The 19,109-nt window shown below is 71.7% G+C and carries 18 protein-coding genes and 1 pseudogene; 4 read left to right on the forward strand and 15 right to left on the reverse strand.

The window, feature by feature from the left end:
• Positions 1-24 precede the first annotated feature (24 nt).
• Entirely contained in the window at positions 25-1,029 is a 1,005-nt protein-coding gene (locus tag SXIM_RS18350; protein ID WP_030737416.1) for an NADP-dependent oxidoreductase, read from the reverse strand.
• A 181-nt stretch (positions 1,030-1,210) separates the two neighbouring features.
• On the reverse strand, positions 1,211-1,897 hold the full coding sequence (locus SXIM_RS18355) for an SDR family oxidoreductase (protein WP_030737414.1): 687 nt from the start codon (positions 1,895-1,897) through the stop codon (positions 1,211-1,213).
• 87 nt (positions 1,898-1,984) lie between these two features.
• Between SXIM_RS18355 and SXIM_RS18360 the strand changes: the two genes are divergently transcribed.
• Positions 1,985-2,545: a TetR/AcrR family transcriptional regulator gene (locus tag SXIM_RS18360; protein WP_046724699.1), complete on the forward strand. Its 561-nt coding sequence runs from the start codon at positions 1,985-1,987 to the stop codon at positions 2,543-2,545.
• A 353-nt stretch (positions 2,546-2,898) separates the two neighbouring features.
• Here SXIM_RS18360 and SXIM_RS27500 read toward each other — a convergent pair whose 3' ends face one another.
• The 10 genes and pseudogenes from SXIM_RS27500 to SXIM_RS18410 all read right to left on the reverse strand — a co-directional run bounded on the left by SXIM_RS27500 (position 2,899) and on the right by SXIM_RS18410 (position 13,735).
• On the reverse strand, positions 2,899-4,527 hold the full coding sequence (locus SXIM_RS27500) for a hypothetical protein (RefSeq protein WP_046724700.1): 1,629 nt from the start codon (positions 4,525-4,527) through the stop codon (positions 2,899-2,901).
• Positions 4,528-4,759: 232 nt separating this feature from the next.
• On the reverse strand, positions 4,760-5,134 hold the full coding sequence (locus SXIM_RS18370; protein ID WP_043178520.1) for a DUF6113 family protein: 375 nt from the start codon (positions 5,132-5,134) through the stop codon (positions 4,760-4,762).
• A pseudogene (mshB, locus tag SXIM_RS18375) lies at positions 5,131-5,972 on the reverse strand (N-acetyl-1-D-myo-inositol-2-amino-2-deoxy-alpha-D-glucopyranoside deacetylase). The gene SXIM_RS18370 and the pseudogene mshB overlap by 4 nt, the downstream one beginning before the upstream one ends.
• 35 nt (positions 5,973-6,007) lie before the next feature.
• A complete protein-coding gene (locus SXIM_RS18380; RefSeq protein WP_026047610.1) occupies positions 6,008-6,202 on the reverse strand; it encodes a hypothetical protein in 195 nt (64 codons plus the stop codon).
• A gap of 162 nt (positions 6,203-6,364) precedes the next feature.
• On the reverse strand, positions 6,365-7,450 hold the full coding sequence (locus SXIM_RS18385) for an ABC transporter ATP-binding protein (RefSeq protein ID WP_030737397.1): 1,086 nt from the start codon (positions 7,448-7,450) through the stop codon (positions 6,365-6,367).
• On the reverse strand, positions 7,447-8,475 hold the full coding sequence (locus SXIM_RS18390) for an ABC transporter ATP-binding protein (protein ID WP_046724701.1): 1,029 nt from the start codon (positions 8,473-8,475) through the stop codon (positions 7,447-7,449). Before SXIM_RS18390 ends, SXIM_RS18385 begins: the two co-directional genes overlap by 4 nt.
• Before the next feature lie 16 nt (positions 8,476-8,491).
• Positions 8,492-9,469 (reverse strand): ABC transporter permease, encoded by a 978-nt coding sequence (locus tag SXIM_RS18395; RefSeq protein WP_030737391.1) that lies wholly within the window; start codon positions 9,467-9,469, stop codon positions 8,492-8,494.
• A 105-nt stretch (positions 9,470-9,574) separates the two neighbouring features.
• Positions 9,575-11,392: an ABC transporter substrate-binding protein gene (locus SXIM_RS18400; RefSeq protein WP_078635788.1), complete on the reverse strand. Its 1,818-nt coding sequence runs from the start codon at positions 11,390-11,392 to the stop codon at positions 9,575-9,577.
• A 23-nt stretch (positions 11,393-11,415) separates the two neighbouring features.
• Entirely contained in the window at positions 11,416-12,399 is a 984-nt protein-coding gene (locus SXIM_RS18405) for an ABC transporter permease (protein WP_078635786.1), read from the reverse strand.
• Between the two features lie 367 nt (positions 12,400-12,766).
• Positions 12,767-13,735 carry a GNAT family N-acetyltransferase gene (locus SXIM_RS18410; RefSeq protein WP_046724702.1) on the reverse strand — a complete coding sequence of 323 codons (969 nt, stop codon included), beginning with the start codon at positions 13,733-13,735 and terminating at the stop codon, positions 12,767-12,769.
• A gap of 129 nt (positions 13,736-13,864) precedes the next feature.
• On the opposite strand from SXIM_RS18410, the gene fdxA reads away from it, so the two are divergent.
• From fdxA to SXIM_RS18425, 3 genes are all read left to right on the forward strand, one after another.
• Complete coding sequence (fdxA, locus tag SXIM_RS18415; RefSeq protein WP_019434882.1) at positions 13,865-14,191, forward strand: ferredoxin; 327 nt, start codon at positions 13,865-13,867, stop codon at positions 14,189-14,191.
• A 106-nt stretch (positions 14,192-14,297) separates the two neighbouring features.
• Positions 14,298-15,395 (forward strand): succinyldiaminopimelate transaminase, encoded by a 1,098-nt coding sequence (gene dapC, locus SXIM_RS18420; RefSeq protein ID WP_046724703.1) that lies wholly within the window; start codon positions 14,298-14,300, stop codon positions 15,393-15,395.
• Positions 15,396-15,633: 238 nt separating this feature from the next.
• On the forward strand, positions 15,634-15,954 hold the full coding sequence (locus SXIM_RS18425; protein ID WP_030737377.1) for a hypothetical protein: 321 nt from the start codon (positions 15,634-15,636) through the stop codon (positions 15,952-15,954).
• 64 nt (positions 15,955-16,018) lie between these two features.
• On the opposite strand, the gene SXIM_RS18430 is transcribed toward SXIM_RS18425, so the two are convergent.
• The 3 genes from SXIM_RS18430 to SXIM_RS18440 all read right to left on the reverse strand — a co-directional run bounded on the left by SXIM_RS18430 (position 16,019) and on the right by SXIM_RS18440 (position 19,105).
• Positions 16,019-16,426, reverse strand: a complete 408-nt coding sequence (locus SXIM_RS18430; protein WP_019434884.1) for a hypothetical protein — start codon at positions 16,424-16,426, stop codon at positions 16,019-16,021.
• A 145-nt stretch (positions 16,427-16,571) separates the two neighbouring features.
• Complete coding sequence (locus SXIM_RS18435; protein ID WP_030737374.1) at positions 16,572-17,519, reverse strand: M56 family metallopeptidase; 948 nt, start codon at positions 17,517-17,519, stop codon at positions 16,572-16,574.
• The gene (locus SXIM_RS18440) at positions 17,516-19,105 is read right to left on the reverse strand and encodes an MFS transporter (RefSeq protein WP_107073943.1); all 1,590 of its coding nucleotides are present in this window, start codon (positions 19,103-19,105) and stop codon (positions 17,516-17,518) included. Before SXIM_RS18440 ends, SXIM_RS18435 begins: the two co-directional genes overlap by 4 nt.
• Between the last annotated feature and the right edge of the window lie 4 nt (positions 19,106-19,109).

A 19,109-nucleotide genomic window follows, 5' to 3' on the forward strand; every position in this document is an offset into this window, starting at 1 on the left:
GTGAGGTGGGGGTGCGGGATTCCGTCACGTCATCTCGACGACGACCTTGCCGGCCTTCGGGCGGCCCCGCTCGACGTACTCCAGGGCCTGCCGGGTCTCCTCGAACGGGAAGACCCGGTCGATGACGGGCCGGATCTTCCCGGTGTCGATGAGCGGAGTGAGTTCGCGCAGCTGGGCGCCGCTGGCTTTCATAAACAGGAAGGAGTACCGCACACCGCGACGCTTTGCGCGGCGCCTCACCGGGAGGCTGAGCACGGTCGTCGCCAGCCGGAGGAGGGGGTTCGCGCCCAGCTCGCGGGCGAAGGCCGGGTCGGGGGGACCGGCGACGCTGATGGCTGTTCCGCCGGGCTTGAGCACCCGCAGGGACTTGGTGAGATTCTCGCCGCCGAGGCTGTCCAGGACGACATCGTAGCCGGAGAGGACCGTCTCGAAGTCCTGTTGCCTGTAGTCGACGACGACATCCGCGCCGAACCCCTTCACCAGGTCGGCCTTGGCCGTGCTCGCGGTGGTGGCCACGTGCGCGCCCAGGTGCTTGGCCAGCTGGATGGCGATGCTGCCGAGGCCGCCGGCGCCGGCGTGGATGAGGACCTGCTGGCCGGGCTGGACGTGCGCCCGTTCGACCAGGGCCTGCCACGCGGTGAGGGCGACCAGGGGAAGGGACGCGGCCTCGGTCATGGTGAGGGTGGCCGGTTTGGGCGCCAGGTCGTCCTGGTGGACGGCGATGAGTTCGGCGAACGTACCGATGCGGCTCTTGTCGGGGCGCGCGTACACCTCGTCGCCCGGAGCGAACCGGGTGACGGCCGATCCCACCCGGTCCACCACCCCGGCGAGGTCATTGCCCAGGATGAGCGGGAAACGGTACGGCAGGATCGCCTTGAACTCTCCGTCACGGATCTTGAGATCCAGCGGGTTGACGCCCGCCGCGTGGATCCGCACCAGGATGTCGTCGGCGCCCACCTGCGGCTCGGGCATCTCAGTGGGGCGCGCCCCGGCCTTGTCGCCGTACCGCTGAACCGTGAAGGCCCTCATCGTGCTCTCCGCTTCCCACTGATCCTGGACTACTGCCATGATGAAACCTTTGCGGTATTTGTAACGCTTTTCTCGCGTCAGTCCACCGGCGCGGACGGGGCGATGGCCCGAGTGGAGTCGACACCCCGGGCCCGGCCTCCCCGTGCGAGGGGCCTGCCCCGGGGGCTCGATGGCGGGTGTGTCAGGCCACTGGCGGCGCGGTGGCCAGGCTCCGCCGGACCTGGCGGGTGATCTCGTCGGCGAGGATCTCCGGCCGGCCCGACTCGACGCCGTCCAGGGCCTGTGTGGCGACCTCGGCGGGGTCGCTCTTCTGATCGGCGGGGACACTCGTGGCCATGTCGGTGTCCATGTATCCGACGTGCAGCGCCGAGACTCCGATGCCGCGCGGCGCCAGTTCCTCCCGGGCCGCGTCGGTCAGTGCCCAGGCGGCGGCCTTGGCCGCGGCGTAGGCCCCGAGGCCGGCCGGATGCAGCCAGGACAGCACGGACAGGACGTTGAGAACGGCGCCGCCGCCGTTGCCCTCGATGACGGGGGCGAAGGCGCGGGTCACGGCGAGGGGGCCGAAGAAGTTCGTCTCCATCTCCAGGCGCACCGCTTCCGGGCCGCCCGCGATCAGCGGGGTGCCGGTCGAGATGCCGGCGTTGTTCACCAGCAGTGTCGCGTCGGACGCGGCGCGCGCCGCGGCCCGGATCGACTCCTCGTCCGTCACGTCCAGCCGCAGCGCGGTGACGCACGGCAGGTCCACCGTCTCGGGGCGGCGGGCCGCCGCGTACACCTTCGCTCCGCGCGCCACGAGCTGGGTGGCCAGCTGTCGCCCGAGCCCCCGGTTGGCGCCGGTGACCACCGCGACCGCGTCCTTCAGTTCCATGTCAGCTCCCGGTTCATTAGATTATGACTGCAATCTAAACACTCGACTAGGATAGATGCCAGTCGACATCCCATCGGGAGGTGGCGGATGGGCCGCGTGTCGCGGGCACAGGCGCAGGAGAACCGCCGGCGAGTGGTGGAAACCGCTTCCCGGCTGTTCAGGGAACAGGGCACGCAGGTCAGCGTCGCCGACCTGATGAAGGCGTCCGGGCTGACCCATGGCGGCTTCTACAAGCAGTTCGCCTCCAAGGAGGCTCTCGTCGACGAGGCCACCGCCCACGCGTTCGGCGAGCTCACCCGGCTCCACCGGGACGGCCTCGACCAGCACGACGGACAGCGCGACGCCGCCCGGCGGGCGGTGATCGACTCCTACCTCTCCGTCGAGCACCGCGACAGCGCGGCGGACGGCTGCCCCGTCGCCGCACTCGCCACCGACATGGCCCGCGAACCGGAGGACCGCGAGGCCCGCCGCGTCTACACCGAGGGAGTGGGCGACTTCGCCCGGGTGCTCACCACCGACGACCAGGACGGCATCATCCAGCTGTGCACGATGCTCGGCGCCCTCGTCCTGGCTCGCGCGACCAAGGGCTCCCCCCTCTCCGAGGAGATCCTGGCCACCGCGCACGCCGCCTTGACGGAGACCGGCTGATCGGGGCCGCGACGCCGGGCGCACCGCCGGCCGTCCCCGGTGCCGCGCGTGCGGATGGACCTGAATGATCTGCGCGTCCCCCGTTCGCCCCACGCCGGGATCCCGCTGTGGCACGGCCCACCGGCCGCCGACTCCGGAAGCGGCTCGCGGTGGAACAGGTACCCGGCGCTTGCCTGGTCTGCGATGTGACAGGGGCCGCGTCCGGCGAAGCGCCTGGAATCACCGGAGGGCGACGACCGACGACCTGGACGGTCTTTTCCGGCGTCTGCCGGATCCGGCCGGCCCGCGTCAGCAAGCAGCCCGGACCCGCCGTGGGCGGGGCCGGGCTCGCGGGCCGGTGGGGCGCGGAGCGGTCAGTCCGTGCCGAGGTCGATGACCGCGACGCGCTTGGCCGGGTCCGTCTCGCGCAGGGCGTCGCGCAGGGCGCCCGCCACGTCCGTCGGTTCGACCGGGGTCTGGCTGCCGTCGCCCCGCGTCACGAGGACGCCGTCGAACTGGGAGCCGTAGAGGGACGCCAGGACCTCCAGGTCGTACACGTCCACCAGCGAGCCGTTGGAGGGCTGCATCGACAGGAACTGGTGGATGGAGTTCTCCGGGCTCATCGGGAGGGAGATGCCGCCCGCCTCGATGTAGACCATGTCGGACATCGCCGGTTCGGCGAACTCCGCCATCGCGCGGGCCACTTCCTCCTCGGTGATCTCCGGCTCCACCGTGGTCGTGGGCAGGGTGATCACGGTGTTCTCACCGGTCGCCGCGCGGGTGCGGAACGCCGACTCCACCGCGTCGGCGGCGGCCTGCACGTTGATGCCCTCGCCCGGCGTGCCCGGCTGGGCCTCGGCGCCCGCGCTGCTGAAGGTGATGGAGCCCTCCACCGGGGCGCCGGAACCGACGCCCGCCGTCAGGTCCTCCAGCGCCACCGTCAGCTTCTCCCGGTCCACGGAGAAGACCGCGTCCATCGCCCGCTCGCTGCCCAGCAGCGAGCCGAAGACGGCCATCGGCGCGTAGTCCGGCTCGGCGGCGGCGCGCACGGTCGCCTCGGTGTCCACCGAGAGACCGGCCACGCTCGGCTTGAGCTCCATCTCCTCGTCGCCGACCTGGAGCAGCAGCGGGGCGTTGTTGGCGTCGTCCAGCGCCGCGTCCAGCAGGGCGACGGCCTCCGGGGTGTTGCGGCCACCGATGTCCTGGCCCAGGACAGTGGTGCCCTTGGGGACATCCTCCTGGTTGAGCACCAGGCCGGTGCCGTAGGCGGCCACCGCCACCAGCACGACGGCGACGGCGGCGAGCTTGCCGAGCTTGCCCACCTTGCTCTTGCGCTTCTTCGGTGCCGCGGGGGCCGCCGCCGGGGCGGGCTTGGGCTGCTCCGCCATCTCGTCGAAGTCCAGCGCCGGGGGCGGCACCGGCCGGCCGGAGGCCGGCTCGGAGAACGTGGGGATGGCGGCGGTGTCACCGTGCCCGGGGGGCGGCGGGGGCGGGAACGGGCCCCCCAGGTCCAGGGTGGGGCCGCCCGGCTCGTCCCGTTCGCCGGGAGGAAGCGTCAGCTCCCCGGTCATCGGCCCGGTGGTGGGGCCCGCCGGCGCGGAGGCGCCCACCGGGCGCGGGGGCAGCCCCATGCCCTCCGCCGGGGTCTCGGAGAACCAGGACGGGTTGCTCCCGGTCTCTTCCAGCGGCTTGCGCGGGGCGGGCGGGGCGTCGAACGTCGTGTCGCCCAGCGAGAGCGCGCCGGTGTGCTCGTCCTCCGCCTGCGGCGCCTTGCGCGGCTCGAACCACGAGCTGGTCTTCTTCTTGCCGGCCGAGGGAGCCTGCTCGCCCAGGCCGCTGGAGGTGGCACCGGAGGCGGGCTTGGGCCGGACCGGCAGGCCCGGTGCCGGCGCGGGCGGTGCCGGTGTCTCGTCCCCTGCCACGTCGTCGTCGAGTGTCTCCCGCACGACGACGGGCGGAATCGGCCGGGATCCGGGGATGTTGATCCGGATCCGGGTCGTCATCGTGGTCTCGGTCTTCTTCTCCTCCGGCTGCGCCGCACCCGGCGGAGTACCGTCGTTCCCCCGGGGACTGGGGTACGGACTGTCAGTTTCACGACTCAAGGCAGGATCTCCCGGTTGGCTTCCACCGGCCGGCCCGGATTCACTGGCCGGGGCCGGGCGGCAGCCCCACCATACTGGGGTCGGCGCGAACGTACGGCCTCAGCACAGGATTGGCACATCCGTGCTCCGGGGTTCATGAACGTCCACCGGTCAGTCGTTCCGGCGGCACCCAGAACATCGGGCGGCCGGCCGGCGCGAGTGCCCAACAGACTCCGGCCAGGACCATACCGCCCAGCAGGAACACGTAACTCGTCGCCCCCGACGCGAAGATGAAGTCTCCCTGCGGACGGGACGCGGTGAGGGCGAGCACGGCCAGGACCCAGCCGGCCGCCGGAGCCCCCGCCCCGGCGCGCGAACGGGTCAGCAGCGCGCCACCCCAGAACAACGCCGCCGCTCCCGCGAGTGACAGCAACAGGCCCAGCGGTGACCAGCCGGCCTGGATCAGCGAACCGGCGATCCCGCCCAGCGCTCCGAGGACGGCCAGCGCCGCGTATGCCGCGATTTTCATGGTGCCTCTTCCAGACCGGCGAAGACGTCCGTCGCGCCGGGGGGTACGGGGGCGCCCGCCGCCGGCAGGTAGTACTCGGTCTCCCACAGCGGCTGGGCCAGATCGTTCGACAGGGTGAAGGAGATGCCGTCGGCAGCCACCGTGATCTGGGTGGCGTGGGCCGCCATCGCGGCCCGCTTGGCGGCCAGCTGGGCGGCGGTGCCGGTCACGGTGATCGCCACCGCCTCCTCGGGCACCACGCCGGGCAGATCCGCCAGGGCGGCCGTCCTCGCGGTGCCCCGAGCGAGGCCAGCCGGCGGGCGGCCTCCCGCTCGGGAAGGCAGTTGTACAGCACCCGCCCGATCCGGTGCTCCCCGGCGGCCAGTTCCGCGCCGCGCAGGGCCACCCGGTGGGCCTGGATGTGATCGGGGTGCCCGTAACCGCCCTGCGGGTCGTAGGTGATCAGCACGTCCGGGCGGACCTCGGTGATCACCCGCGCCAGCTCCCGGGCCGGCTCGTCGGGGGCGGCGGACCAGAACGCCCCGGGCGCCCGGTTCGTCGCCAGGCCCATCATGCCCGAGTCGCGCCAGCGGCCCGCGCCCCCCAGCAGCCGGTGGTCACGCACGCCGAGGGCCCGCATCGCGGCGGACAGCTCCCGCTCGCGGTACGGGCCCAGGGTGTTGTCGCGGTCGGCGGCCAGGTGCGCCAGCTCCGGCGGGATCACCTCACCCTCCTCGCCGAGGGTGCAGGTGACCACGGTGACCCGGACACCGGCGGCCACGGCGGCCGCCATGGTGACGCCGTTGCCGATCGACTCGTCGTCGGGGTGCGCGTGCACCAGCAGCAGGGACCTACTCATGCCCCTGAGCTTACGACGCCGTGCCGACAGTCCGGTCAGAAGGAGAGATTGCTGATCATCCCGGCCACACTGGAGGTCACATCATTGATGGTCGGTGCGATGTTCGAGCTGGCGAGATAGAAGCCGAACAGCACACACACCAGGGCGTGGATGCCTTTGAGACCTGCCTTCTTGATCAGCAAGAAGACAATGATCGCGAAGAGCAGCACTGCGGAGACGGAGAGCGCCACCGGGATCACCTCCATGTCGTGACCGGTTCCGGGCAGGGGGAGCGGCCCCTGAGCGGGGGTTGCCCAGAGGATTTCCTACCCATCGTGCGCAACGGATCATAACGATCAGTCAGGCGGCATGACTCGGTGCACAGGAGCAGAAGAGGGGCGCACGCCCCCGTCTCACGACGGCTCGCGCATCACGATGTCGTGCTCCCTGGCAACGGTGGACCCCTCTTCCGGGTAGTGGCAGGCGGTCAGATGGCCCGGCCCGTTGCCCTCGATCCGCACCAGCGGGGGCTCCTCGGCGGCGCACCGCTCCCGTGCCTTCCAGCAGCGGGTACGGAAGCGGCAGCCCGAGGGCGGGCCGGCCGGGGAGGGGACGTCCCCCGCCAGCCTGATGCGCTCCCGCCGCCCCCGTCCGGCCGGGCCCCCTTCGGCGGCGGCCGGCTCCTCGTCCGACAGGTCCACCTCGGGTACGGCCGACAGCAGGGCGTGCGTGTACGGATGACGTGGGCGCTCGTAGATCGCCTCCCGGTCACCGACCTCCACGATCCGGCCCAGGTACATCACCGCCACCCGCTGCGAGAAGTGCCGCACCACCGCCAGGTCGTGCGCGATGAACAGGAACGCGATGCCCAGCTCGCGCTGCACCCGGCGCAGCAGATTCACCACCTGCGCCTGGATGGACACGTCCAGGGCGGAGACCGGCTCGTCCGCGATGATCAGCTTCGGCTCCAGGGCCAGCGCCCGGGCCACCCCGATGCGCTGCCGCTGCCCGCCGGAGAACTCGTGCGGGAAGCGGTTGTAGTGCTCGGGGTTGAGGCCGACCGTCTCCAGCAGCTCCCGTACCCGGGCCTCCCGTCCCCCGGGAGGCACGAGGCCGTTGATCTCCATCGGTCCGCCGATGATGGTGCCCACCGTCTGCCGGGGGTTCAGCGAGGAGTACGGGTCCTGGAAGATCATCTGGATCTCGGAGCGCACCGGCGCCATCGCGCGCCTTCCGGCCCGGGTGATGTCCCGGCCCCGGTAGGTGATGGTGCCCGCCGTCGGGTCCAGCAGCCGTGCCAGCAGCCGCCCCGTGGTGGACTTGCCGCAGCCCGACTCGCCGACCAGGCCGAAACTCTCGCCCGCGTGCACGGTGAAGTCGAGGCCGTCCACCGCCCGGACCGCACCCACGGTGCGGCGGAAGGGGAAGCCGCCCTTGACCGGGAAGTGCTTGGTCAGCCCCTCGACCGTCATCAGGGGGGCGCCGGTTTCCGCGCTCATCGGCTCTGTCCTTCCAGGCGGGGTCGTACGCGTGCGTCGAACAGCGTGCGCCGCTGCCCGTCGTCCAGGTGGCAGGCCGCCCCGCGCCCGGCGGGCAGCGCGGGCCGTTCACCCGTGCAGCGTTCGGCGGGCGTCACCGCGTCGCGGTGGGCGCAGCGCGGCGCGAACGGGCAGCCGTCCGGGGGGCTGAGCAGGGAGGGCGGGGAGCCGGGGATCGGCAGCAGCTCCTGCTCGGTGTCGCCGCCGAGGCGCGGCATGGAGCCCAGCAGCCCCCAGGTGTACGGGTGCTGGGGCCGCCGCAGGACCTCCCGCACGGTGCCGCGCTCCACGGCCCGGCCCGCGTACATCACCAGGACGTCGTCGCTGACCTGCGAGACCACCCCCAGGTCGTGGGTGATCAGGATGATCGCGGAGCCGAACTCCTGCTGGAGGTCGAGCAGCAGATCCAGGATCTGCGCCTGGACGGTGACGTCCAGTGCGGTGGTCGGCTCGTCGGCGATCAGCAGATCGGGGTCGCACACCAGCGCCATCGCGATCATCGCGCGCTGCCGCATGCCGCCGGAGAACTGGTGGGGGTAGTCGTCCACCCGCTGCCGCGGGTGCGGGATGCCGACCTTGCCGAGCATCTCGATGGCCCGCTCGCGCGCCTCGCGCTTGCCGGCGCCCCGGTGCTTGCGGAACGGCTCGGCGATCTGCCGGCCGATCGTGTAGTAGGGGGAGAGCGCGGTGAGCGGGTCCTGGAAGATCATCGCGGCCTTGTTGCCGCGCAGCCGCTGCAACTGCCGTTCCCCGGCGCCGGTCAGCTCCTGTCCGTCCAGCTCGATCTCGCCGCCGATGGTGGCGGTGCGTGGGTTGTGCAGCCCCAGGATCGCCTGGTTTGCGACCGACTTGCCGGACCCCGACTCACCGACGATGCCCAGCGTCCGGCCGCGCTCCAGCTCGAAGGAGAGCCCGTCCACGGCCTTGACCACGCCGTCCTCGGTGCCGAAGTGCACGCGCAGATCGCGTACCGACAGATAGCTCACGGATGGCTCCCGGCTCCTAGGACAGCCGCACGCGCGGGTCGATGAGGGCGTAGGCGGCGTCGACGATGATGTTGAAGACGACGATCATGAGGGCGGCGAACAGCATCACCCCCATCAGCATGGGGAGGTTGGACTTGGTGACCGAATCGACGGCGAGCCGGCCCAGGCCCGGGAGCGCGAACGTGTACTCGGTGACCATCGCCCCGCCGAACAGCGAGCCCATGTCCACGCCGATGATCGTGACGATGGGGATCAGCGAGCCGCGCCAGGCGTACCGGAAGAACACGGTGGGCCGGGACATGCCCTTGGCCCGCGCGGTGCGCACGTGTTCCTCCTGGAGCTGTTCGATGAGGGTGGCCCGCGCCATGCGGGTGTAGTTCGCGGTGAAGATGGTGGACAGCACCAGCCAGGGCAGCAGCAGCCCCTTCAGCCAGCCCAGTGGGTCCTCGGTGAGGGGGACGTACTGGGGCTGCGGCAGCAGCTGCGTCTGGTAGACGAACAGCGCCAGGGCGAGCGGGCCCAGGAAGTAGATCTGCATCGAGGAGAGCACCAGCGAGGTGGAGCTCATCACCTTGTCCAGCAGCGTGCCGCGCCGCCAGGCGGCCAGCATGCCCAGGCCCAGGCCCAGCACCAGGAAGACGACCGCGCCGCCGAGGGTCAGCGAGACGGTGGTGGGCAGCCGGTCCAGGATGGTGTCCAGGACCGGGCGGTTGTCGGCGAAGGAGAAGCCGAGGCAGGGCGCGGGGCAGGGCCCGGCGGCGAAGTCGCGGCCGGCGAAGATGCCGACCATGTACTCCCAGTACTGCACGGGGACGGGCTGGTCGATGCCCAGGTTCCGCTCCACGATGGCCAGCTGGTCGGGGGTGCAGACCTTGCCGCAGGCGAGCAGCGCGGGGTTGCGGGGGATCGCGTAGAAGAGGAAGAAGGTGACGGCGCTGATGATCAGCAGGATGGCGACGGCACCCAGCGAGCGCCGGAAGAGGAATCGGAGCATCTGGTAGGCAGCTTTCGGTGACAGCCGGCGCCGGGGCCGGCGACCGGGGTGCGCACCCCGGGTGGGTGGGCGCCCCCGGCCGCCGGCGGCCGATCGCGTCGCGGGTCAGTCCTGGACGACGAACAGGCGGTGCATGTCGACGGTGCTGAAGTCGTTGTTGAAGACCGCGCCGCCGATCCGCGACCCGTGCAGGATGTTCTGCTTGTAGTAGAAGAGCGGGACGCCCGGCAGGTCCTCCTCCAGAATCCGCTTCTGGAGCGCGAACCAGGCGGTGGCCGCCTCCTCGGCGTCCGACAGCAGCAGGATCCGGTCGATCTCCTCGTTGATGTAGTCCTGGTTGATGTGGCTGTAGTTGGACGCGCCGTCCTGGATGGTGCGGCCGTCGTACTGCGCCGGGATCACCGTGGCGGCCGACAGCCAGTCATGGCCCCAGTTGCTGCGGTAGATGTCGTAGCCGTTGTCGACCTGGCCGATGGTGTCGTAGTACTGCTCGGTGGGGACCTCGCTGCGGTTGACCTCGAAGCCGGCCGTCTCCAGGGCGTCGGCGATGGCCACCGCCGCCTGCTGGTCCTCGGGGGCCACGTGGTGCAGGTAGTTCAGCTCGTAGCCGACCGCGTCGGCCTCCTCCAGCAGTTCCCTGGCCCGCTCGGTGTCGCCCTGCGGCAGGGCGAGCTTGCCGTACGGGTCGTAGCCCTCCTCGTAGCCGGGCAGCAGCGGGGAGATGAAGCCGCCCGCGTAGTCGCCGCCGATGGCGCCGCCGTACGCGTTGAGCACCCCGTTGAGCGGCACGGCGTGGGCGATGGCCTCGCGGACGCGCTTGTCGGGCACCGTCTCCTGGTTGATGACGAGGGAGGCCACGAACACCTGGTAGCCGCTGACCAGCCGCTCCTGGACGGCCGGGTCCTGGACGACCTCCGCCGATCCGGCGTCGATGCCGTTGTTGAAGCTGATGGCGTACTGGTTGTCGCCGTTGTCCGCGACCAGCCGGCCGGTGGAGTCGTCCTGGCTGTGGCCGAAGGTGATCTCGTACCGGTCCGGGTAGGCGTTGCGCGCGGCGTCCGTCTCCGGCACCCAGTGCTCGTTGCGGGTGAGCGTCATGGAGCGCCCGGGGCGGAAGTCCTCGATCTGGTACGGGCCGGAGGTCAGCGGGTCCTGGTCGTACCGCTCCTGGGTGTCGCCCTCCAGCGAGACGGCGAAGTAGCCGGGCTGGGTCAGCGCGTACGGCAGGTCGTTCTGCGGCTGGGCGAAGTGGAAGACGATGGTCTTCTCGTCCGGGGTCTCCAGCACGGTGTCCGGCAGGTGGTCGCCCTCGTACGGGCCGCCGGGCAGCAGCTCGCGGTAGGCGGCGCCCTCGGCGTCGGCCAGCCAGGACTGGATGAACGTCGGGCCCTGGGTGATGAAGTCCGCGAACTGGCGCTCGAAGGTGTGCCGGATGTCGGCGGAGGTGATCGGGCTGCCGTCGTTGAAGTAGATGTCGTCCTTGAGGGTGTACGTCCAGGTGCGGCCCTCGTCGGCGACGGTGCCCGCGTCGGTGGCGAGGTCGCCGACCACCGCGTACGTGCCGTCGTTGTGCAGCCGGGTGGTGGTCAGGCCGCGGTGCAGCAGCCGGGCGATGGTCATCTCGTGCGCGACGTAGACCTGCGCCGGGTCGAGGTGGTCGGGGGAGGTCTCCTGGAGGACCCGGATGGTGCCGCCGGGCTGCGCGCCCGGTACCTCCTCGGCCGGTCCCGTCGAGCCGGCCGCGTCGGCGAACTCGATGGTCTGGAGGGTCTCGGGGCCGGGGTCCTTGCCGCCGTCCCCGTTGTCCGCGCCGCCCCCGCCGCCGCTGCTGCACGCGCTGAGGACCAGGGCACCGGCCAGGGCGAGGGAGGCGGCCACGGTGCCCCGCCCGGTTATGGATCTGCGTCGCGTCGAGATGGTCATGGCTGTGGTCGCACCTCACTGGGTCAGCGGTCGGACTTCGGGTCGAAGGCGTCCCGGACGGAGTCCCCGAGCAGGTTGAAGGCGACCACGAAGATCACCATCGCGATGCCGGGGAAGAACATGTAGGTGATGTCGCTCTTGTAGACCCGGGCGCCGGTGGCGAACATCCGGCCCCAGTCGGGGGTGGGTTCGGTCATCCCGACCCCGAGGTAGGAGAGCGCGGCGGCGGTGGTGACGAAGCTGGGCAGCATGTAGGTCGTCTGCACCAGGGTCGGGGAGACCACGTTGGGCAGCAGTTCCTTGCGGATGATGCGCCAGGGGGAGGCGCCGGAGACCTTGGCGGCCTCGACGAACTCCCGGTCGCGCAGGGAGAGGGTGGCCCCGCGCAGAATGCGGGCGAGGGTCATCCAGCCCAGGATCCACAGCACCACGACGACCGACACCACCCGTATGTAGGTGGGGGTTTCCTGCCGCGGGTCGACGAACAGGCTGGTGACGATGGGGAGGAAGGCGACGAAGAACAGCTGGTTGGGAAAGGCCATCAGCAGATCGATGAGCCGGCTGATGGCGTAGTCCCACTTGCCGCCGAGATATCCGGCGGCGATGCCCAGCACGATCGCGGTGACGGTGGCCAGGACGGTGACCGCCAGCGCGATGAACAGCGAGGTGCGGATGCCGTACACGAGCTGGGTGAGAACGTCGCGGCCCATGAGGGGTTCGAGTCCGAACCAGAACTCGCCGTCGATACCGCCATTGGGCTTGACCGGATAGCCGTACTCATTGAGCAGGGTCGGATCGATCTGGCCGTAACGGGTGTACGGGTCCTTGCCGTAGAGCCAGGAGATGACCGGCGCCAGCAGTCCGATCGCGAAGAAGAACAGGACGACGCAGGCGGCGGCGACCCCGACCTTGTCGCGGCGGAAACGGCGCCACATCAGCTGTCCCGGGGAGCGCCCGGTCAGCTCGGATTCGGCAGCGGCAACGGCAGCCTTCGACTGACCCGCCATCACATGACTTCCCCCCGCCCGGAATCAATACGCGTGTAGAGCGGGACTGTCGCAAGGTCGACATGGGCTCGTCAAGAGAAAGCAATGGTATAAACCTATGATGATAATTCGGGAGATCATCTTTATGCGGATGGGCGGGGCGGCCCCCTTGACTGCACTTTCATCTTCCGGAAATGTGCCGAAAAATAGCTACCGTTGGCTTAACACGTCAGCAACCTGCCGGACCCGGCACCGATATGCGGACGCCCCAGACTGTGGCGGTACGGCCGTGCGGGTGCCGTAGCCCGGGGCGGCGCGGCGTTGACGACCGTGCCGCCCCGGGTGCCCGCGCCCACCGCGCGCGGGACCGTCTCGCGGCCGTCGCCCCTCAGGGCGCCGTGCGGTAGTGGTAGTGGTGGTGATCCGTGAAGCCGAGCCGGTCATACACCGCGCGGGCCGCGCTGTTGCCGGTCTCCACCTGGAGATACGCCGCGCTCGCACCCTCCGCCAGCGCCGTACGGGCCAGCTCGGCCATCAGTGCCGTCGCCAGTCCCCGCCGCCGGTGGGCGGCGCCCACCTCCACCGCCGCGAACCCGGCCCAGCGGCCGTCCACCACGCACCGCGCCACCGCGGCCCCCGGCACCGTGGCGAACCACACCGAGGGGCCGCCGGTCAGCACCTCCCGCACCGTGTCCGGGGCCTCCCGGTGCCGGGGATAGCCGGCCAGCCAGGTGCCGGACAGCTCCCGGTGCACCTGGACCCGGGGGTCCGGCTGCCGGTCCGCCAGCGGGGCCAGCGGCGCCACCCGCAGCAGGGCGGACTTCTCCGCCCGCCAGCCGGCCCGCTCCAGCGCGGCGTCCAGCAGTTCATCGCTGTCGCCCGCGCCCGTCGTCACCTGGAGCCGGGCGGGCAGCCCGCGCGCCGCGTACCACTCCCGGATCCGGTCCACCTCCGGCGCCCCGGGGCCGACCCGGTACGCCGAGTTGGCGCGCGCCGTCCACCCGGCCGCGGCGTTGAGCCGCCAGTCCCCGATCCGCTCCGTCTCCACCCCCGGCCAGCCGCGCCCGGCGACGGCGACCAGCTCCGCGACACCCGCCGCGGGAGTGCCCCGGCGTCGCGCCGGGGCGGCGGGGACGGTCTTTCCGGCCACCACGGTGGCCTCTTCGTGCCGGATCATCTCCCCGTTCCGCCGTGTGATGCTCAGCACGCCTCCGGCCCAGGAAGTCAGTACTCCCACGGTGTCGGTGAACCGGGCCGTTCCCTCACCCTGGGTGGCGATCGTCCGAACAGAGACGCGTTTCCCCACGTCATCCGGGGTGATGTGGACCTCCAGGCGTCCGCCCATGGTGAACTCCACCGTCTTGTCCGCCCCTCGGATTACTTCTTGTCCGTTCGACCCGCGATACTAGAGGGTGAGCATCGACGACGCCGCGCTCCCGCGCGCCCAGCGGCTGATTGCCGCCCCTTACCGAGGAGGACTGACAGCGTGACCTACGTCATCGCGCAGCCGTGTGTCGACCTGAAGGACAAGGCATGCATCGAGGAATGCCCGGTCGACTGCATTTACGAGGGCCAGCGTTCCTTGTACATCCACCCGGATGAGTGCGTCGACTGCGGTGCCTGCGAGCCGGTGTGCCCCGTCGAGGCGATCTTCTACGAGGACGACACCCCGGAGGAGTGGAAGGACTTCTACAAGGCCAACGTGGAGTTCTTCGACGAGCTGGGTTCGCCCGGTGGCGCCAGCAAGCTGGGGCTCATCGAGCGCGACCACCCCTTCATCGCCGCGCTGCCCCCGCAGGAGCACGACGAGTGAGACGGTGAACGAGCCGTCGTACAACTCGTACACCTGACGTCCGGTCCCGCGCGGCAGCACCAGCCGTGCGGGACCGTCGCGTTCCCCCCAGAAAGTGAGCCACCCCGTGCCGTCCCTCTTCGCCCGGCTGCCCGCCTTCCCCTGGGACAGCCTGGAGCCGTACAAGGCCACCGCCGCCGCGCACCCCGGCGGCATCGTCGACCTGTCGGTCGGCACCCCGGTGGACCCGGTGCCGGAGCTGGTCCGGGAGGCGCTGACGGCCGCCGCCAACAGCCCCGGCTACCCCACGGTGTGGGGCACCACGGCGCTGCGCGAGGCCATCCTCGGCTGGCTGGCCCGCCGGACGAAGGCGGCCGGCCTGGACCATGTCAACGTGCTGCCGGTGGTCGGCTCCAAGGAACTGGTGGCCTGGCTGCCGACCCAGCTGGGGCTCGGCCCGGGCGACAAGGTGGCGTACCCGCAGCCCGCGTACCCCACCTACGAGGTGGGCGCCCGGCTGGCCGGCGCCGAACCGGTGCCCTACACCGGGTCCGTCACCGAGCTGGATCCGGCCGGTCTGAAGCTGGTCTGGCTGAACTCCCCGGGGAACCCGAGCGGCCGGGTGCTGGGCGTGGACGAGCTGCGGGCGGCGGTGGCCTGGGCGCGCGCACACGGGATCCTGCTGCTGAGCGACGAGTGCTACCTGGAACTGGGCTGGGAGGCCGAGCCGGTCTCGGTGCTCGACCCGGCGGTGTGCGGCGGCCCGGTGGACGGGCTGATCGCGGTGCACTCGCTGTCCAAGCGCTCCAACCTGGCCGGCTACCGGGCGGCGTTCCTGGCCGGGGACGCCACGGTACTGGGCGAGTTGCTCCAGATCCGCAAGCACGGCGGGATGATGCTGCCGGCCCCGGTCCAGGCCGCGATGGCGGTGGCGCTGGGGGACGACGCGCATGTGGCCGTCCAGCGGGAGAGGTACGCGGCGCGGCGCACGGCGCTGCGGGCGGCCCTGGAGGGGCGCGGCTTCCGGATCGAGCACAGCGAGGCGTCGCTGTACCTGTGGGCGACGCGGGACGAGCCGTGCTGGGAAACCGTGGCGGGCCTGGCCAAGGACGGGATCCTGGTGGCCCCCGGCGCGTTCTACGGAGCGCCGGGCGAACACTTCGTGCGGGTCGCCTTCACCGCAACGGATGAGCGAGTCGCGGAGGCCGTGCGGCGCCTGGGGTAGCCGTGGCGTCCCCCCCCGGCCGGAGGCTGGGGTGGGGGTGGCGGAGGCCGTGCGGCGCTTGGCCTGGGTCCGTCCGACGGATGGCGCCTGTCGGACCGCGGTGGTCCGCCCGGTGCGGTGAGTGCGGCTCCGACCGGGTGACGGAGGGAGCCGCGCGGCGGTGGGACACCGCGTGCGCGTGCCGGTGCCGCCAGACTGCCCAGGGCCTGCCCGTCACCACGCCTTCCGGGGAGCCCTCATGTCCCAGCCGGATGCCTTCCTGGCCGTGTGCGGCCACACCCACCTCTTCCCCGGCGCGCGCTGCCGCGTCCAGGGTCTCCCCGACGCCAGGGCCTTCGCGGCGCTCCCGCGGCCGCTGGATCTGATGCTGCGGTTCTCCGACGATGTGGTCACCGAGGCGGAGCTGCGCACCGGTGACCCGATGGGCCCCGCGCTCACGGTCCAGGCGCACACCACCGGCGCCGGCACCGAGATCGACGGCCGTACCTGGGTGATCCGGGAGGTCCGCCGGGCGGGCAGCGAGATCGAGCTGACGCTCGGCGGCCGTACCGGGTTGTGAGCACAGCCGTGAGCCCCCGGGGCGGGAGATACCCCGGGGGCTCAGGTGTGCGTCGGGAGCCGGGTCAGCCGATGGGCAGGCCGCCGAGCAGCTGGGTGGCGGAGGTGGGGTTGACCGGGGCGGCGGAGGTGAGGGTCTTGCCGAGCGCGCCGGCGCCCTCGGTGGCGACCTCGGCGGCCAGCTCGCCAACGACCTGCTGGGCGGCCGGGACGGTGCCCTGGATGGCGGTGTTGGCGGTCTCGCCGAGGGCCGGGAGCGTACGGTTCTCCTCGCCGGTCAGCCCGCCCGCGGTCTTGGTGACGCCCTCGACCGTGTTGCCCAGGGTGGCCGGGTCCAGGTTGGTGATCCCGTTCAGTTCCCCGTTGGTGGGCAGCCCCAGGGCGCTGGCCTGGCCGGCGGCGCCGACGAGGGGAGCGGCCGCCGCGAGGACGATCGCGGCCTTGGTCACACGGCGCTGGAGGGGGTTGGACATGATGCTCCTTCTGGCGAGAAGTGGTGCGTTGTGGTGCGTTGCCGTGCCTATCGCTTGGAAGGGCTTGGAGGTTGCGGTCTCGCCAGGTAAAGGATTGTTAATGCGTCGCATGATCATTTCGGTGCAAAAACGCTTCAGCAGCGGGTTATTGCAGCGTGGCCAGGGCGAACAGGCCCGGGCCGAAGGTGATCAGCAGCGGCAGTAAGGGCGCGAGGCCCGCCGCCGTGGCGGCTGTACGACGCCGTGCGGGGGTCAGCCGTACGGGCGGTTCGAGCAGCCGTGCCACCCGATCGCCGAGCTGCCGTCGGCTGGACGCGCAGGACAGGACGCCCCGGTGCTCATTCAGTTCGATCAGGGCCAGCGCCGTGTCGAGGTGCCCGCAGCGGCGTGAGGCGGTGTCGTCGGCGGCGAGCTCGACCAGCCGGTGGGTCTGCTCGCAGAAGTGCGCGAACAGCGGAACCCGCGGGAAGCCGCTCGCCAGGGCACTGGACAACTGGAGCAGCCAGTCGTGCCGGGCCCTGGCGTGACCGCGTTCATGGGCGAGCACGGCGTCGAGCCGCCGCCCGGTGAGCCGCCGCAGCGCCCCCGTGGTGATCACCAGCTGGCCGGTGCCGGGCAGCCACCAGGCGTCCGGGTACTCGTCCTCCAGCACCAGGAGCGGACCGGGCGCGGCGGGCAGCAGCTCGGCCGGGAGATCGGGGGCGCGCTCGCGCAGCCGGGCGCGGCGCACCGCCCGTAGCCGGTAGGCGTCGGTGATCTCGCGGGCCAGCATGGCGGCGGTCCAGGCCGCGCCGCAGGCCAGCAGCAGGGTGAGGGCGGCCGTCCAGGTGGAGACCTCGTGCAGGTCGTACGCGGCGGTGACGGCCTCGGGCGCGGGGGCGAACACCTGCGCCCGTACGGTGTCGAACACGGCCGCCGCGCCCAGCAGCAGCGCCGCCAGGCAGCACAACAGCACGGTGCCGACCAGGCATTGCCACACCCACAGGGCCACCACCGGTTCCCGGCCCGGCCAGGTGGCACGGGTCAGCGCACGCGGCAGCAGCACCGCGGCGCTCAGGGCGGTGGCCGTGAGCAGGAGGAGACTGAGGCTCACTCCGCGGGGTCCCCCTTCGTGACCAGGTGCCCGGTCGTTCCGGCCAGTTCGCCGTCGAGTATCTCGGTCGTGCTGAGGGTCGGGGCGGGCCGGGACAGCAGCCGGGCGGTGAGGGCGGCGCCGCCCACCAGGACCACCGTAGCGATGAGGAGGGTCGCCGTATAGCCATGGTCGAAAGCCTGGTGGGCCGCCGACAGCAGCGCGCCGGCCGTTGTGCCGTCCGGGAGTTCACCGGCGGCGGCGATGGCCTGGTCCAGGCCCTCGCGCGCGGAGTCCGGGGCGTCGGCGGGCAGCCGTACGGTCGCGGTGTACAGCGCGCTGAGCATGCTGCCCAGGATCGCGACGCCGGACAGCGAGCCCAGCTCGTAGGAGACTTCCTCGACGGAGGCGGCCATGCCGGCCCGGTGCGCGGGGGCGTTGCCGATGATGGCGGCCGAGGCGGCGGTCATCGCCAGACCCGATCCGGCGCCCACCACCACGAGACCGGGCGCGATCCAGGCCGAGTGGTCCGGGTGCAGGGACAGGAACGGCACCATCTCGGGGGTCAGGGTGAGGGTCAGCAGGGCACCGGCGCCGGTGAGGAGCAGTCCGCCGACGATCAGCGGACGGGTGCCGACCCGGTGCAGCACGGCGCCGCCGATGATGCCGGCGGGCAGCGCGCCCACGGCCAGGGCCGCCACCAGCACCCCGGCCTCCAACGGGGTGAGGCCGAGGACGAGCTGAAGGCGCTGGGTGAGCACCAGCTGGATCCCGGCGTCCGCGAACATCGCCAGAGCGGCCGCCGCGATGCCGGCCATGATGCGCGGGTCGCGCAGCAGGGCGAAGTCGATCAGCGGGTGCGCCATGCCGCGCTGTCGGCGGACGAACAGCAGGAGGCCGACGGTGGCGGCCAGCAGGGCGAGCACGACGTGCAGCGGCTGCGGGTCCGGCTTGGTGATCTCCTTGATCGCGTACACGACGCCGACCAGACCGACCATGATCTGGGTGGAGGCGAGCAGATCCCAGGGCTTGTCCGGGTTGCCGGAGCCGCCCGGAGCGAGGAAGGCGGCGGCCACCAGGGCGATCAGCACCACGGGGACGTTGATCAGGAAGACCGAGCCCCACCAGAAGTGCTCCAGCAGCAGCCCGCCCACGATCGGGCCGAGCGCCATGCCGAAGACGGACATGGTGCCCCACACGCCGATGGCGATGCCGCGTTCGCGCTCGTCCTCGAAGGTGATGCGGATGAGGGAGAGGGTGGCGGGCATCATCGCGGCGGCGCCGACCGCCAGGAAGGCGCGGGCGCCGATCAGGACCGCGGCGTTGGGCGCGAAGGCGGCCAGGACGGAGGCCGTGCCGAACAGGACCAGGCCGATCAGGAACATCCGCTTGTGGCCGATGCGGTCGCCCAGGGTGCCGGCCCCCAGCAGCAGGCCGGCCATCACCAGGGGGTAGGCGTTGATGATCCACAGCTTCTGGGAGGCATCGGCCGACAGTTCTTCGGTCAGCGTCGGCAGAGCGGTGTACAGGACGGTCATGTCCACCGCGATCAGCAGCAGTCCCGCCGATACGGTCACCAGCATCCACCAGCGCTTGGCGCTGTGCACGTCG

The sequence above is a fragment of the Streptomyces xiamenensis genome (assembly GCF_000993785.3).
Classification (GTDB): Bacteria; Actinomycetota; Actinomycetes; order Streptomycetales; family Streptomycetaceae; genus Streptomyces; species Streptomyces xiamenensis.

Excerpts from the sequence above, each read along its gene's own strand:
- SXIM_RS18350 (WP_030737416.1), bottom strand. The coding sequence starts at position 1,029 with ATGAGGGCCTTCACGGTTCAGCGGTACGGCGACAAGGCCGGGGCGCGC.
- SXIM_RS18355 (WP_030737414.1), bottom strand. The coding sequence starts at position 1,897 with ATGGAACTGAAGGACGCGGTCGCGGTGGTCACCGGCGCCAACCGGGGG.
- SXIM_RS18360 (WP_046724699.1), top strand. The coding sequence starts at position 1,985 with ATGGGCCGCGTGTCGCGGGCACAGGCGCAGGAGAACCGCCGGCGAGTG.
- SXIM_RS27500 (WP_046724700.1), bottom strand. The coding sequence starts at position 4,527 with ATGACGACCCGGATCCGGATCAACATCCCCGGATCCCGGCCGATTCCG.
- SXIM_RS18370 (WP_043178520.1), bottom strand. The coding sequence starts at position 5,134 with ATGAAAATCGCGGCATACGCGGCGCTGGCCGTCCTCGGAGCGCTGGGC.
- SXIM_RS18385 (WP_030737397.1), bottom strand. The coding sequence starts at position 7,450 with ATGAGCGCGGAAACCGGCGCCCCCCTGATGACGGTCGAGGGGCTGACC.
- SXIM_RS18395 (WP_030737391.1), bottom strand. The coding sequence starts at position 9,469 with ATGCTCCGATTCCTCTTCCGGCGCTCGCTGGGTGCCGTCGCCATCCTG.
- SXIM_RS18400 (WP_078635788.1), bottom strand. The coding sequence starts at position 11,392 with ATGACCATCTCGACGCGACGCAGATCCATAACCGGGCGGGGCACCGTG.
- SXIM_RS18405 (WP_078635786.1), bottom strand. The coding sequence starts at position 12,399 with ATGGCGGGTCAGTCGAAGGCTGCCGTTGCCGCTGCCGAATCCGAGCTG.
- SXIM_RS18425 (WP_030737377.1), top strand. The coding sequence starts at position 15,634 with ATGTCCCAGCCGGATGCCTTCCTGGCCGTGTGCGGCCACACCCACCTC.
- SXIM_RS18430 (WP_019434884.1), bottom strand. The coding sequence starts at position 16,426 with ATGTCCAACCCCCTCCAGCGCCGTGTGACCAAGGCCGCGATCGTCCTC.